Raw genomic sequence first — 14424 nt, 5'->3', positions numbered from 1 at the left:
CACGCCGTCTGGAGAGGGGGCTTACCCCTGCACGAAGCGACTGGGGGTACGTCTGGCGAACGAGGCAGGATCCTTCTTCTCGGCGAACGAGAGATGGAGGGTGTCCTCGGCCCTGGTCACCGCCACATACATGAGCCTGCGTTCTTCTTCCAGGTCCTCCCCCTCCCTCGGCGAACCGAAGGGAAGAAGCCCCTCGGAACAGCCAACCAGGAAGACATGGCCGAATTCCAGTCCCTTGGCGGCGTGAATGGTGGAAACGGTGACCTGACCACGCGCCCTGGCCTGCTGAAGATCCTCTATCGTCTTCTCACTGCTCTGGACAGCCGTCACCTCGGATACACTCTGGTCCAGCCAGCCCGAGTCGGTCCGTAGGCGGTATGGAATGCCCCGTTCATGCAGGGCTGCACATATAACCGGCTGCTGGGCGTTGATTCTGGTAAGCACTGCGCACTGCCCTGGATCGGCTCCACCATGGATGAGCCGCTCTATACGCTTCGCCACCCCATGGGCTTCCTCGACATCATCCTGATACCGGGTGGTTCCAATGCGCTTGCCGGCCTCCCTGTTCGATTTCAGTTTCAGGTAGTCGCCACGATTGGGGGACTTGGAAAGGACCCTATTGGCATAGTTGACCACCTGGGGGGTGGACCGGTAGTCCGTGTTGAGCTGCAGGTCGGCTTTCATCGACGGGTACTCCTCGGGGAAATCCAACAGGTAGTAAGAGGTTGCCCCGGCAAAGGAATAAATGGTCTGGGCGGGGTCTCCCACGACGCAGAGATTGTCGCGGTCATCCAACCATAGCCTCAGTAGGCGGTGCTGCAGGGGTGACACATCCTGGTACTCGTCGACCGTCATCCAGCGAATGCGCGACCGGATGACGGCTGCCGCCTCCGGCTCCTCCTCCAGGATGTGACAGACCAGGAGAAGGATGTCGTTGAAGTCCATTTGATTATGGGCGGACTTGTCATATTCGAAGGCCTCGTAGAGGTCGGCCATCCTATCGGGGTCGAGACCCGCCGGCGGAGTGCGGTGTGTGGCTGCGCAAACCCGGACATACTCCTTGGGGGCAATCAAGCCCACCTTGGCCCAGTTGATCTCCGCCTCCAAATCGCGGACCTGGCCCGGATCGGCCTCCTCCTGACCACAGACCCGCTTATAGGCGGCCTTGACCAGGGGGCGGAGATCCTGAATCAGGGTGGGTGGATATGAGGAGCTGACCTGAGGCCAGACCTGACGGAGCTGCTGGAAGGCCGCCGAGTGGAATGTGGCGGCCTTGACCGATTCCGGCACACCGAGGGCGGTGAGTCTGGACCGCATCTCGGCAGCAGCCTTGACGGAAAAGGTGACGGCCATGGTCTTCGACGGGTCCCAACTACCCTGGGCACAGGCATAAGCAATCCGGTGGGTGATGGTTCGGGTCTTTCCGGCACCCGCCCCGGCTATGATTCTGACCGGCCCGTCCAAACTGGTGACCGCCTCCCTCTGGAACCGGTCCAGCCCCCCTAGGAGCTTCTCCTGATCTTCATGCACACCCCCATTGTGCCAAACCGTCCTGTCGAATCCGCACTGGAGTGGTCATGTGGTCGAAGGTGCCACGCAGAGCCTCTTCGACGTACCAGGCCACCCGCAAAGCCATACGCTTGTATTATCCTGAGAGTGTGAGTGAAAAAACGAAGCTGACCTTGGCCGCACTGGCCTCCGCCGCCATGCCTGATGTGCCGGTGACAGGCGCCAGGGATTGCGATCAGATCAGCCATAGGGACCGGGCCGAGGGAATCAGTTGTGCAGTGGTCCAGGATTCCACCGGGAACACCTACGATGTGTGGGCAACCGACCAGGAGGCCGGTAAGAAACGCATGGCAGCCCGGGTCAAGGCCGCACGGGCCCTGGAAGACGCCAAGGAAGTCGCCGCAATGGGCTTCCGGGTTGAGCGGGTCCTGGCCTATGAACCGGGACTGAGCGAAACCAGTCCTACAGGAAAGGTCAGTGTGACCGTCCTGAAACACAGCCCGGGCAGAATTCGCCCCCTCCATCTATTGACAATCAACGAGTGCACGGCCGCAGGCACGGCCATAGGGGCCATACACCGTATACGACCCGAGTTCCTCGGGGAACACGGCTACCCGGCCTTCACCACGAGCCAGATATCCTCCCAGCTCAAGGGCTGGATCACCCGCCTGCGCAAGGACGGTCACGTTCCCGAGGAAATCACCAACAGCTGGGCTTCGATTGCAGAAACCGACGGGCTCTGGTCTTTCGATACCTGCACGGTACATGGCGGATTCACGGATGGAGACCTCCTGTATTCGAATTCCGGACTGAGCTCCATTTACGGATGGCAGGACATGCAGGTCAATGACCCGGCCCGCGATCTGGCATGGATATTCTCCAAGCTGGACGGGTCCCGCCGCAATGCGGTCATCGCTGCCTACGGCAGGATGGTGGGCTCCCGTCTGGACGATCTAATCATGCTCCGCGCAAACCTCTGGCTGCAGATGGAGCAGGTCGGCGAATTCATCACCGCCCTTGACCGGGCCGACAACGAGCGAATCATCCAGTTCAAGGCACAGGTCGGAACGCCTGGCCCAGCAGCTCAGCGAGCATGAGCAACTCAGCCACGCCCGCCAAAACCACAAGCCAGCCAGGCCAGCCGCCAGTTCCAACCCTTCGACGATTACAGTGGGGAACCTCCTTGGTGGCGAGAACGACCCCGCTAAACCGGAATCAGGCAAGACCGGAAGCGCAGCTCCCAACAGGCCGACAGTCGAGCCCAAGGACGACCAGGCCAAGGCCAAGGAACCTGCAGACGACAGCTCGGTGACCATCGCCATCAACAAGGTCGATATGGCCGATTTGGCCAGAACACAGACCGCCATGAATCACCAGGCAGCCAAGGCCAAGGAGGAATCCAAAACCGACCACGCCCCCGTCACAGAGGCCGACAGCAGCACCAAGAGCAAGAGCGAACCGGTCCCGGATGGGAAAACCGCAACTGCCGAAGGGGAACCATCCGAAGAAGGTCCCGCAGTCCCGAACGAGGACGGCATTTCGCATCATGCGGCGACACAAACCGAGACCACAAAAGATAAGGCCGCCGAAGAACCACCGTTGACGGGCGCGGAGACAATCATCATGCCTAGCAAGCCCAGTCCGGACGATGCCCCGACCAGGACAACCGACGGAATCATCAGCCGGCATGGAGACGACGCTTAGGGCGTAATCGACCCGACCAGCGAATAATGAAATCAGCACATTTGCCTGTCGATTCGACTCGGTGGCAGGCGGCATCCCTGGAGGCAAACATGGATATTGAATTCGGCATCAGGAACGTGGCACGCACGGTCAGCTTCAGCACGGACGAAAAGGCCGACGAGGTTGCGGCCCACATCAGCCAGGCCTTGAAGGAAGGCGGGCCGATCGATCTGGTGGACGACAAGGGTCGTCACATCGTCGTTCCTAAGGATGCCCTGGGATACGCGGTCATCGGATCGGACACCACCCATCCGGTAGGGTTCGGTGCCTTGGGTGGCGCCACCGACTGAGTCAGAACTCGACAGACCAGAACGGACAGGCCGGCAGGAGCCCCTCAGACAGAGGGATATCCTACCGGCCTGATTCCGTATGCCCGGTCGATGATGCAGCCGACCACCTCAGAGCTGGTCCTGTTCTCCCCGAGCACATTGGGCTTACCCTTGCCGTGCCAGTCGGACCCACCGGTCACCAGCAGGTCCCACCGCTCGGCCAGAGCCAGCAGGCGTTCCTGCTCCTGAGGAGAGTTGTCACGATGCCGTACCTCCAGGCCGTCCAATCCCTCCCTGACCAGGTTCCCGATCTGCACATCGCTGAGTAGGACAGGATTGCGCTGTGTGGCACCCGGATGAGCGATGACCACGACCCCGCCGGCATGTTTGACCGCCTTCAGCACCTGGTGGGTGGTAGGCGACGGGGTAGGCAGGTAATACGGGCCGGACGACGAGCAGACCCCCGCGAATGCCTTGCTCCGGTCGGAATAGACCCCTGCCCTGACCAGGGCATCGGCGATGTGGGGACGACCGACGGTGGTCCGCTCCCCTTCCTTGACCTGATCCAGCACATCCTGCCAGGTAATCGGATAGTCCTGGGAGATCCTGTCCACCATGGTCCTGGTCCTGGCCAGCCTGGCCTGTCTGGTCCTATCGAAAAGCCTGGTGATGACCATATCCTCGGGATCATAGAGGTAGGCCAGCATGTGGACAGAGACGTTCTGGTCCTCGGCCGTTATCTCGGTGCCCAAAAGGAGGGGCATCCCCTCACTCTCGGCGGCCTCCGTGGCCATGGCCCAACCCGCATTCGTATCGTGGTCGGTTATGGCCAGACCCGCCACCCCCTGTTTCCCGGCCAGGGATACCATCTCCGCGGGGGTCATGGTCCCATCGGAGAACACCGTGTGGCAATGCAGGTCCCATCCTGCCCTCTCATGTGATGAGGCAGGGTTCACCCCGGTCTGATGAGTCATGCCTCCATCCTAAACTCGCTTCCGTATCAACGCCCTTAGCGAGCGCTCCCCCGTAGGAGTCGCCCCCGTATTCCGGACCATTCAGACCTAACGAGGTGGTGGCCATGAACGAGCAGATCCCCGAAGCCACACCAGGCTGGCGCCATGGGCATGTCTGGACCTACACGATGGCCGCGGTCACCTCCCTGATGGCCCTCTTTTCAAGTCTCATCCTGGCTGCGGAGACCCTGCAACTGGCCAGGAACCCCCAAGGGCGGCTCAGTTGCGATATCAACGCCGTGGTCTCGTGCTCGACCGTGGCCGGGTCATGGCAGGCCGAACTGATTCATCTGGGTACCCTCCCCATTCCCAACGCCTTCCTGGGGTTGGCCGCCGAAGCGGTTTTTCTGACCCTGGCCGTGGTCGGACTCAGCGGGGTCGGGCTCCCCTCCTGGATGGCCGGCCTGACCTGGTTGGGATCCCTGCTGGCCCTGGCCTATGCCGTTTGGCTCTTCACCCAGTCCGTGTTCGTCATCAGGGCCCTCTGCCCATGGTGCCTGGTCATGCTGGCCTCCACCAGCATCCAGTTCATGGCCTTCAGCCATGCCACGGTAACCGTTCAGGGCCTTCCCTCACCCCAGGGGCATATGCCCGGTCTGGGGAGGGGACTGCGCGCTTACTACCGTCTGCACTTCGATCTTATGGTGGACCTGGTCTGGCTGGCGGCCCTGATCACCATCATCCTGGCCAAGGAGGGGGCGGCCATCTTCGGGTGACAGGACCGGAAATCCGCTTTCTTGCCGGCCTTCGGCAAATCAGGCCAGACCCCGGGGGATGTCCTCAAGGGATACCCGCGCAACCATCCTGGCCTCGCCGGTCAGGTGGACTTCCTGGTCGTCCACGTCAACATCCAGGACACCGCCACCCACACGGATGGCCCAGTGGTCGAGGCCGGTCAGGGCACGCAGGACCACCCCGCTGGCACTCAGCCCCGTCCCGCATGAGAGGGTCTCCCCCACTCCACGTTCATAGACACGCATGGAGGCATGCCCCGATCCGGTCTGGGGGTCCAAGGATTCCAGTCTGAGGAACTCGATGTTCTGCCCCTCGTCAAGACCCGGATGGGCATTTGGCTGCCTACCGAGGTCCAAGGTGTCCAGGTCGGGCAGCTCGGTCTTGCCCAGGAGAGTGGAGACAGCTCCCGGCAATCCATCCGGTAGCGAGTGCTCACCTGCACCGTTCCCATCGACCCCGGTGCCTTCCGAATCCTGCCGGGCAAACCCCTCGCCCAGTCCTGCCAGGACCACCACATGAGGATTGCCCATATCGACCAGGGTTCCCGGAGCCGATTTGCCCAAGGCGCCGCCGTCAACCATCTGCCCGCCGAGGGCACCCATGGTCCAGGCACCGATGTTGACAGTAAAGACATGCCCGTCCACGTCAGAGGCGGCGCCACGGGAAACGATACGCTTGACCCCGGCCCGGGTGCCCAGCAGGAAGGATGATCCATCCATGGTCGGAGCCAACCCCTGCTTCTGGGCGAAGAGGGTGATGGCCCTGGTCCCGTTGCCGCACATCTGCGCCAGTGACCCGTCCGCATTGCGATAATCCATGAACCACTGGCAGCCGAACCGGTTGCATCCCTCGATGGCCTCCTGGTCCAGGTCGCTCACATCCTGGGGGTGGGCCAGACGAATCACCCCGTCGGCACCAACCCCGAAGTGCCTGTCGCAGAGCCAGCGAACCTGGTCGGCACTGGGTTCCAGGGTCCCCTGGGGATCCGCATAGACCACAAAATCGTTGCCGGTTGCATGCATTTTGTAAACAGTCCGGGGAATACTCATGGTTGTAGGGTACGGCCTTTCACCGACAGGCTAGGCTGGTCATTCGGCTTGGAAAGGAGCTGGTCAGATGGGTTCAGGGGCACCGATCGGAATCTTTGATTCCGGACTCGGAGGATTGAGCGTCACCGCCAGCATCCATGCCCTCCTGCCTTCCGAGGAACTCAGCTACTTCGGCGACTCGGCGAACGCCCCTTACGGGACCAAACCTCCCGAGATGGTGGCCCAACGATGCATGGACATCGGCGATGCCTTCATGGACCAGGGCGTCAAGGCGATGGTCATTGCGTGCAACACCGCCACCAGCGTCTGCGTGGAAGAAATGCGTCGGCGCTATCCCGTTCCCATCATCGGCATGGAGCCGGCACTGAAACCGGCCTGCCAGCGGGGCGGCGGCCTCCCCCAGCGGGTCATTGTGACCGCCACTCCCCTGACTCTCAAGGAAGACAGATTCTCCCGTCTGATGGACCGGTTCAAGGCCACCCACACGATTTTCGCCCAGCCCTGTCCGGACCTGGTCCGGATAGTCGAGTCGGGCCACCTGGATGACCATGACCTTGTGGACGCGACACTTCACAAGTACCTCGACCGGTACGACCTGGACACCATGGATTCAATCGTTCTGGGATGCACCCACTTCGTCTTCTTCAAGGAGCGTATCGCCAGCCTCTGTCCACCGGGCCTGGCCCTGATGGACGGCAATGAAGGCACCGCCAGACACCTCAGGGACCTCCTGTCCGAGGCCGGGCGGCTGAACGAGAGCGAAGCGCCGGGCCGGGTCCACATCGCCAACTCTGATTCATCGCCACGGATTATCGAGTACTCCCGCCACCTGCTCGAAACCTGCAAATCCTGAGTTTGTCCATCATCCACGCATAAGCTGTGAGGGATAACCGACGAAACGAGGTGCCTTATGGGAACGAACCGGACAGCAGTCATCGACGTAGGCGGCGGGTTCCGTTCCATCTTCGGCGCCGGGGTCTTCGACCGTTGCATAGAGGAGGGCATAACCTTCGACCACTGCTACGGGGTATCGGCGGGCAGCGCCAACCTGGCCTCCTTCCAGGCTGGTCAACTCAGGCGATGCTACAAGTTCTATACGGTCTACTCCTCGCGAAAGAAGTACGCGAGTGCCGGCAACTTCCTCAGGGAGGGAAGTTACGTCAATCTGGACTACGTCTATGGGACGCTTTCGGCCCACGACGGAGAATGCCCCTTGGATTACCCTGCGTTGAGAAAGAACCCTGCGGGGTTGACCGTTGTGGCATGCAACGCACTTGACGGATCGACGACATACTTCGACAAGTCCGACCTGGCACAGGACAACTACGACATTCTCAAGGCCTCATCAACGGTACCGGTGGCGAACAAGGCCTACATGATCGAGGGAGTACCCTACCTGGACGGCGGCATTGCCGACCCGGTACCGATAAGGAAGGCCTTGGATGAGGGGTACGAACGGGTGGTTCTGATCCTGACCCGTCAGCGCGATATCCTGCGCGAACAGAAGAAGGACGTCCTCCCGGCGAAAATCCTGTCCAGGACCTACCCGGCGGCCGCGGAACGACTCCTGGAGCGATACAGGACCTACAACGACGAAGTGGCCCTTGCCAAGGAGGCCGAGAGAGATGGCAAGGTCCTGATTCTGGCACCCGACAGTCTGTGCGGACTGACCACCCTCAGCAAATCCATGAAGGGGTTGAACGAGATGTACGACAAGGGTTATCGGAGTGCCGAGGCCATCAGGGACTTCCTGTCCGACTGAATCCGGCGAGCCATCCGGCTGATTGGTGGTCGGACTTTCGGTGGTGCGCGTCTGCCGTCAGGACATCGAAACGAAATGCCTGGCCTGAAACAGACCGTCTGGCAACCAACGCGACCAGCATGGTTAAGTCATGGTTTCGCCTACCCCCCCCCGCCCTCCTCAAGGGTCCTGACCTCGGGCTCCTGGCCAGGTATCCACGATGCCGTCATTTCAGCACCACTGGGGTTCGAATCTTGGTCTGAGCCTCTCCGGACTTTGGAAATACATCGCCAGCGTAATCGAAGGTAATAGACTCGGCCTTACCAGCCCGCGCCGAAACCGTGGACGAATGCACCTTTCCCGAAAGGACGATTCATGACACAACTTCGCAATACCGATACGGATATCTTCCCCCTGGTGCTTGGCGGAAACACCTTTGGATGGACCAGCGATGAGCAAACCAGCGACCGGGTCCTCGATGCCTACGTCGAAGCCGGGGGAAACCTGATTGACACCGCCGACGTCTACTCGGCCTGGGCTCCGGGCCACTCCGGCGGCGAGTCCGAGATCATCCTGGGCCGATGGCTGGCCAGGAGCGGAAAACGAAACGAGGTACTGGTGGCCACCAAGGTCAGCCAGCATCCTCAGTATCCCGGTCTATCGGCCGGGAACATCGAGCATGCAGCCAACGCCTCCATGCTTCGCCTGGGCGTGGATGTAATCGACCTCTACTACGCCCACTTCGACGATCAGGAGACCCCTCTGGAAGAGACCGTCTCCGCTTTCGACAAGCTGGTCAAGGAGGGCAAGGTCCGTGCCATCGGCCTTTCGAACTACTCCCCCGACCGGATTCGCGAATGGTTCAAAATCGCCCGTGAGAACGATCTGACCCTGCCGGTGGCCCTGGAACCTCAGTACAACCTGGTGTATCGGTCCACCTATGAGGATGGGCTCATGGAGGTCGCCAAGGACGAGGACCTGGCCGTATTCCCCTACTTCTCCCTGGCTTCCGGCTTCCTTACCGGCAAGTATCGCACCATGGACGACCTGAAGGGCAAGCAGCGTGAAGGCATGGTCAAGGACTTCTTCACCCAGGAGGGCCTGGACGTGGTTTCTGCCATGGACGACATCGCCAAGGCACATGGGACCGAGCTTGCCACGGTGGCCCTGGCCTGGTTGAACCACCGCCCGCAGATTGCGGCCCCCATCGCCTCGGCACGTACTCCCGAACAGCTGCCGGCCCTCCTGGCGGCAGCCGAACTGGAATTGAGCGATGACGAGGTACAGACCCTGAACACCGTCAGCGACAAGGTCGGCGCCTGAGCCTCTCATTGAGTGGCAGGCGGCAATCGTACGGACCAGGACCGACAGATAGGACTGGTTACGACCTGGATTACAGGCCGAGCGGAGTCAACCAGACCACGTGCTTCGATCGATGAAACCTGCCAAGCGCAACCTGGCATAGGAAAATGGGGTTCCCATCCTTGACGGGATGGGAACCCCATTTTTCCGGCTCTGTGTCAGGCCTTGGCCAGGTCCACCTGGGCCTCGGTCAGACCCTCGTCCGACCTGATCTCCAGGCCGGTGGCCAAGGTCTCCTGGCTGATCAGGTCCCGGAACCGCTCGGCCTTCGATGCATCGGCCTCGGGCAGGGTCAGGGTCAGGTCTATCCGATCTGCGATATCAAGATCGGCGGCCTTACGGGCATCCTGAACCTGCCGAATCAGGTCTCTCACATACCCCTCGGCGAGGAGGTCGTCGTTGAGCTGGGTATCGAGAATGACGAATCCTCCTGTCGGCAGGGCGGACGAGACCGACTGGTCCATCCTGGCTCCGTCCTCCTGCTCAACCCGGTTGTCAAGCTGATACTCGGTGGGTTCCAGGGCCACATCCCCGCCAGGGGTCTGGACGACCACACGACCGTCCTCTTCACGCCAGGCACCGGTCTTGGAGGCCTTGATGACGAACTGCACCTGCTTGCCCAGCCTGGGCCCGGCGGCCCTGGCATTGACCTTCAGGTCGTGGATGATACGCAGACCCTCTTCCTGGGCCTGGTCCAGAGTGCAGAACTCCACATCCTTGATGTTGAGTTCGGACTTGAGGATACCCGCATAGGGCCGGGCCGCCTCGGGATCGCGGTCGATGACGGTCAGTCTGGAGAGGGGCTGACGGACGCGAATCTGCTCGGACTTGCGCAGGGAGAGGGTGGCTGAAACAACCTCCCGGACCTTCTCCATGGCGGCAACCAGGGTCGGATCGTCCTTGACGACCTGACCCAGCTCGGTCTCTTCGCCAGTGGTCTCATTGACCAGGAAGGGCCAATCCTCCAGGTGGACGGACTCACCGCCGGTCAGCCCGCGCCAGACCGCCTCGGCCTCCATGGGGGCGAGCGGGGCCAGCACCCTGGAGAAGACCTCCAGAACCGTATAGAGGGTGTCGAAGGCCTGGTGATCCTCGCTCCAGAACCGGTCACGATTGTTGCGGATGTACCAGTTCGTCAGCACATCGATGAAGTCGGTGACGGCATCGCAGGCATCCGAAATGGCGAAATCATCCAGGGCCTTCTCCACGGTCAGAACCAGGCGACGCAGACGGGCCAGCAGGAAGCGGTCCATTTCGGGCAGGTCGCCGACCTGGTCCGCCGTCAGCCGTTGCGCCTCATACCCATTCCCCCCATTGGCCGCATTGGCATAGAGGGTGTAGAAGTAGTAGGAACTCCAGACCGGCAGCATGACCTGGCGGACCGTATCGCGGATTCCATCGGCCGTGACCACCAGGTTGCCGCCACGAAGGATGGAGGAGCTCATCAGGAACCAGCGCATGGCATCTGAGCCATACTCATCGAAGACCCCATTCACATCCGGGTAGTTGCGCAGATGCTTGCTCATCTTCTGTCCGTCGGACCCCAGGACGATACCGTGGCAGATCACGTTCTTGAAGGCCGGGCGGTCGAAGAGCGCCGTAGACATGATGTGCATGGTGTAGAACCAGCCACGGGTCTGACCAATGTACTCCACCACGAAATCGCAGGGGTCCCTGTCCTCGAAGTACTGCTTGTTCTCGAAGGGGTAGTGGAACTGGGCGAAGGGCATGGACCCCGATTCGAACCAGCAGTCCAGCACGTCCGAAATCCGGTGCATGGTCGACTTGCCGGTCGGGTCGTCAGGATTGGGCCTGGTCAGCTGGTCTATCCAGGGTCGGTGCATGTTGACCTGACCCTTGTCGTCGGTCGGGTAGTGGCCGAAGTCCCGCTTGAGCTCCTCCAGGGAGCCGTAGACATCCACCCTGGGGTACTTGGGATCGTCCGAGACCCAGACCGGTATGGGCGAACCCCAGAATCTGTTGCGTGAGATGGACCAGTCGCGGGCGTTGGCCAGCCACTTACCGAATTGGCCGTCCTTGACGTTTTCCGGAATCCAGTTGATCTCCTGGTTGAGTTCCAGGAGACGATCCTTGATCTTGGTCACGGAGACGAACCAGCTGGACACCGGCTTGTAGATCAGCGGGGTGCCGCAGCGCCAGCAGTGGGGATAGGAATGGACATAGCTCTTCTCCTGGAAGAGTATGGCCCGGTGTTCGGCGGGAACCCTGGCCAGAGGGCCGTCCCCGGCGCGTAGGTTGCGGATGATGGGCATATTGGCCTCGAAGGCCTGTACGCCCTCATAGTCCGGGCAGACACTGGTGAATACGGCACCGGCATCGAGCACATCAACACTGCGGATGCCCTTGGCGTTCAGGGTGTTCATATCGTCTTCGCCGTAGGGGGCCTGGTGGACCAGACCGGTGCCCTCCACCGTGTCGACGTAGTCGGCCGTGTAAATCGTATAGGCATTGGGTCCGGGGGTGCCGCCTTCGGACTCGGCCTGGTCCCCGGCGAAGTATGGGAAGACGGGCCAGTACCGCCAACCCTCCATCTCGGACCCCGTGAGGGTGCGGACCACCTGGTAGTCCTCCCCCAGCTGCTTGGCATAATCCCCCAGGCGGGCCGTGGCTATGTAGAAACGCTTACCGGCGAAGGGGCCCTCCACCGGGCTGACCTCGGAGTACTCGATGTCGGCCCCGACCACGATGGCCAGATTGGTGGGGACGGTCCAGGGGGTGGTGGTCCAGAAGACGGCATAGGCGTCCTCGTCCCGAAGCTTGACCGCCACGGAAACCGTCGTGTCCTGCCGGTCCTGGTAGACATCCGCATCCATGCGCAGCTCATGATTGGACAGGGGGGTCTGGTCCTTCCAGCAGTAAGGCAGAACCCGGTTCCCCTTATAGGCCAGACCCTTGTCGTAGAGGGTCTTGAAGGCCCACATGACCGACTCCATGTAGGAGACGTCGAGGGTCTTGTAGCCATGGTCGAAGTCGACCCAGCGTGCCTGGCGATGGACATAGTCCTTCCACTCGCCCGTGTACTTGAGCACCGAGGCACGGCAGGCATCATTGAACTTCTCGATGCCCATGCCCTCAATCTGGTCCACGCTGTCGATGCCAAGTTCGCGCTGGGCCTCAAGCTCGGCGGGCAGGCCGTGGGTGTCCCAGCCGAAGACCCGGTTGACCTTTCGCCCCTTCATGGTCTGATAGCGAGGAATCACGTCCTTGACGTACCCGGTCAGCAGGTGCCCGTAGTGGGGCAGACCATTGGCGAAAGGAGGACCGTCAAAGAAGACGAACTCGTTGTCGGCATGGTCGCCCGAGGGCCGACGGTCCACGGACTTGTCGAAGGTATCGTCACGGTCCCAGTAGTCCAGCACGGACTCCTCCATCCCCGGGAAGGATGGGTTGGGTGTCACCCTGGACAGAGCAGGGTCGACCACCGCCTTGGGGTAGACGTCGCCGCCCCGACTTGTCATGGTTGAGGTATCAGTGGTCCGATTCACCGTTCACGCTCCTCGCTGGTTGCTCATTCACCATGTCGAGGACGAGGGACCCTGGGGTCCACCGCGGTACCACCTCGCTTGCCCGGACGGAACCGTACCGGACCGCTTGATCTGATTGGGCTGTACGGGCCCACCCGTCGGTTCTACTGGGGACGCATCGCAACGGTCCCGTTCTTCCGAAGGCTCCCCGCTGATAACGGATCACTGCCCACTACCTAAAGAATATACCACCGGGCGTTTGCCGCCAGGGCGGTCTCGGAAAATGACATGAAGCATCTTCCCGGCCCCGTTCAGGTACGGGAATCGGAATCCTGTATCTTCCCCACAGACTCCCGCTGGACGAAAATCGTGGGGATGCTCAACATGGGTCCCAGACCCGTAACCCCATTCCGGATCAGTTCAAGGAGCATATCCACTCCCCTGCGCCCCATGTGACCGGCCTGCTGGGAGATGATTGAAATCCTGGGGGTCATGAGATTGAAGACATCGATATCATCGAAGGAGATAAGAGACATCTGGGATCCGATTCTGATTCCACGGTCGTGGAAGATGCCCAGACAGCTGATTGCATCAGGTGAGTACCCGAAGATGAGGGCCGTGGCACCGAATTCGGTAATCCTATCCAGGGCCGCTTCAAGAGAGGCGCCCGTACCATCACTTGAGAGGGTCAGGGCCCCGCCGTCCCCGAAGAAGTCGGGGCTCAGCGCTTTGAAGGCTTCTGCACGCTCGTTAAGGCTGAAAGACTTCAAGGATGGGTGGGCGAGGTAGGCGATTTTCCTGTGCCCATTGGCGCGCAGTGTGCTCATCGCCTCTTCCAGGCCGGGCCTGGGGTCAGAAACCACATAGGGAATGGTATCCATACCCGGTACGCGTCGATCCACGAAGACCGTGGGAAGTTTCCGCTTCACCAGAGCCTTCAACCCGTCCGACTTCTCGCCTTGGGGAATGACAATCAGTCCGTCGAATCGCTGCCCCAGGATGTTGGTGATGAAAGAGTCCTGACGCTCGACGCTTTCCGCGGATGTACCGATCAGGGTGTTGTATCCGCTCTCGTAGAGAATCCCCTCAACGGAGCTGACCAGATCGGCGAAATACCTGTTACGCAGATCAGGCACCAAAAGGCCGACCATTTTGGAATCGGACGCACGGATGGCCTGGGCCCTCGAGTCCGGAATATACCCCAGGTCATCAACGGTGTTCAGCACCAACGTCTTGGTTTTGTTTGAGAATCTGCCCTTGCCGTGCAGGACCTGCGAGACGGTCGCGATGGAGACACCTGCTTCTTGCGCCACATCGCGAATAGTCACAAATCCCATAAAGACTCTTTCTCATTTGACAAGCTGCAACTTTTCAAGCATAGCCCAGACTCAACATTGGATACTGAACACGCACCAGGTACCGGGGCCCGCCCGGCTGACCCCACAGAGGCCGGACGGTCGGTCGGCGACCTACCTCTACACCTGGAATCGAACAGGGGCCTCCCAGGGCCGACAACAT

12 protein-coding genes are annotated in these 14424 nt (G+C 61.1%); 7 read left to right on the top strand and 5 right to left on the bottom strand.

Annotation, left to right across the window (positions count from 1 at the left end; genetic code table 11):
• Positions 1–21 precede the first annotated feature (21 nt).
• A complete protein-coding gene (locus tag BINDI_RS01905) occupies positions 22–1530 on the bottom strand; it encodes an ATP-dependent helicase (protein ID WP_033489802.1) in 1509 nt (502 codons plus the stop codon).
• 128 nt (positions 1531–1658) lie between these two features.
• Between BINDI_RS01905 and BINDI_RS07645 the strand changes: the two genes are divergently transcribed.
• The 3 genes from BINDI_RS07645 (at position 1659) to BINDI_RS01895 (ending at position 3542) form a co-directional block, all read left to right on the top strand.
• Complete coding sequence (locus BINDI_RS07645; protein WP_237742958.1) at positions 1659–2606, top strand: phosphotransferase; 948 nt, start codon at positions 1659–1661, stop codon at positions 2604–2606.
• Positions 2607–2679: 73 nt separating this feature from the next.
• On the top strand, positions 2680–3213 hold the full coding sequence (locus BINDI_RS07640) for a hypothetical protein (RefSeq protein ID WP_052357144.1): 534 nt from the start codon (positions 2680–2682) through the stop codon (positions 3211–3213).
• 89 nt (positions 3214–3302) lie between these two features.
• Complete coding sequence (locus BINDI_RS01895) at positions 3303–3542, top strand: DUF3107 domain-containing protein (protein WP_033490765.1); 240 nt, start codon at positions 3303–3305, stop codon at positions 3540–3542.
• Between the two features lie 44 nt (positions 3543–3586).
• Here the strand turns inward: BINDI_RS01895 and BINDI_RS01890 are convergent, their stop codons facing one another.
• Positions 3587–4495, bottom strand: coding sequence for a PHP domain-containing protein (locus tag BINDI_RS01890; RefSeq protein ID WP_033489801.1), 909 nt, complete (start codon positions 4493–4495; stop codon positions 3587–3589).
• 104 nt (positions 4496–4599) lie between these two features.
• Between BINDI_RS01890 and BINDI_RS01885 the strand changes: the two genes are divergently transcribed.
• Positions 4600–5250, top strand: a complete 651-nt coding sequence (locus tag BINDI_RS01885; RefSeq protein ID WP_033489800.1) for a vitamin K epoxide reductase family protein — start codon at positions 4600–4602, stop codon at positions 5248–5250.
• Positions 5251–5289: 39 nt separating this feature from the next.
• On the opposite strand, the gene BINDI_RS01880 is transcribed toward BINDI_RS01885, so the two are convergent.
• Positions 5290–6318, bottom strand: a complete 1029-nt coding sequence (locus BINDI_RS01880; protein WP_033489799.1) for a diaminopimelate epimerase — start codon at positions 6316–6318, stop codon at positions 5290–5292.
• 67 nt (positions 6319–6385) lie between these two features.
• On the opposite strand from BINDI_RS01880, the gene murI reads away from it, so the two are divergent.
• From murI to BINDI_RS01865, 3 genes are all read left to right on the top strand, one after another.
• On the top strand, positions 6386–7171 hold the full coding sequence (gene murI, locus BINDI_RS01875) for a glutamate racemase (RefSeq protein WP_033489798.1): 786 nt from the start codon (positions 6386–6388) through the stop codon (positions 7169–7171).
• A 57-nt stretch (positions 7172–7228) separates the two neighbouring features.
• Positions 7229–8080 (top strand): patatin-like phospholipase family protein, encoded by an 852-nt coding sequence (locus BINDI_RS01870; RefSeq protein WP_033489797.1) that lies wholly within the window; start codon positions 7229–7231, stop codon positions 8078–8080.
• 354 nt (positions 8081–8434) lie between these two features.
• Positions 8435–9382, top strand: a complete 948-nt coding sequence (locus BINDI_RS01865; RefSeq protein WP_033489796.1) for an aldo/keto reductase — start codon at positions 8435–8437, stop codon at positions 9380–9382.
• A gap of 197 nt (positions 9383–9579) precedes the next feature.
• Here the strand turns inward: BINDI_RS01865 and ileS are convergent, their stop codons facing one another.
• Positions 9580–12927, bottom strand: coding sequence for a mupirocin-resistant isoleucine--tRNA ligase (gene ileS / locus BINDI_RS01860; protein WP_269147296.1), 3348 nt, complete (start codon positions 12925–12927; stop codon positions 9580–9582).
• Between the two features lie 290 nt (positions 12928–13217).
• Positions 13218–14243, bottom strand: coding sequence for a LacI family DNA-binding transcriptional regulator (locus BINDI_RS01855; RefSeq protein WP_033489795.1), 1026 nt, complete (start codon positions 14241–14243; stop codon positions 13218–13220).
• Positions 14244–14424 lie beyond the last annotated feature (181 nt).

Source organism: Bifidobacterium [indicum] DSM 20214 = LMG 11587 (genome assembly GCF_000706765.1).
GTDB classification, from domain to species: Bacteria; Actinomycetota; Actinomycetes; order Actinomycetales; family Bifidobacteriaceae; genus Bombiscardovia; species Bombiscardovia coryneformis.
Note: the sequence above shows the minus strand (reverse complement) of the source record. Positions and strands in the feature narration are given on the sequence as shown.

Coding starts and splice junctions, on each gene's coding strand:
- BINDI_RS01895 (WP_033490765.1), top strand. CDS start 3,303: ATGGATATTGAATTCGGCATCAGGAACGTGGCACGCACGGTCAGCTTC.
- BINDI_RS01890 (WP_033489801.1), bottom strand. CDS start 4,495: ATGACTCATCAGACCGGGGTGAACCCTGCCTCATCACATGAGAGGGCA.
- BINDI_RS01885 (WP_033489800.1), top strand. CDS start 4,600: ATGAACGAGCAGATCCCCGAAGCCACACCAGGCTGGCGCCATGGGCAT.
- BINDI_RS01880 (WP_033489799.1), bottom strand. CDS start 6,318: ATGAGTATTCCCCGGACTGTTTACAAAATGCATGCAACCGGCAACGAT.
- murI (WP_033489798.1), top strand. CDS start 6,386: ATGGGTTCAGGGGCACCGATCGGAATCTTTGATTCCGGACTCGGAGGA.
- BINDI_RS01870 (WP_033489797.1), top strand. CDS start 7,229: ATGGGAACGAACCGGACAGCAGTCATCGACGTAGGCGGCGGGTTCCGT.
- BINDI_RS01865 (WP_033489796.1), top strand. CDS start 8,435: ATGACACAACTTCGCAATACCGATACGGATATCTTCCCCCTGGTGCTT.
- BINDI_RS01855 (WP_033489795.1), bottom strand. CDS start 14,243: ATGGGATTTGTGACTATTCGCGATGTGGCGCAAGAAGCAGGTGTCTCC.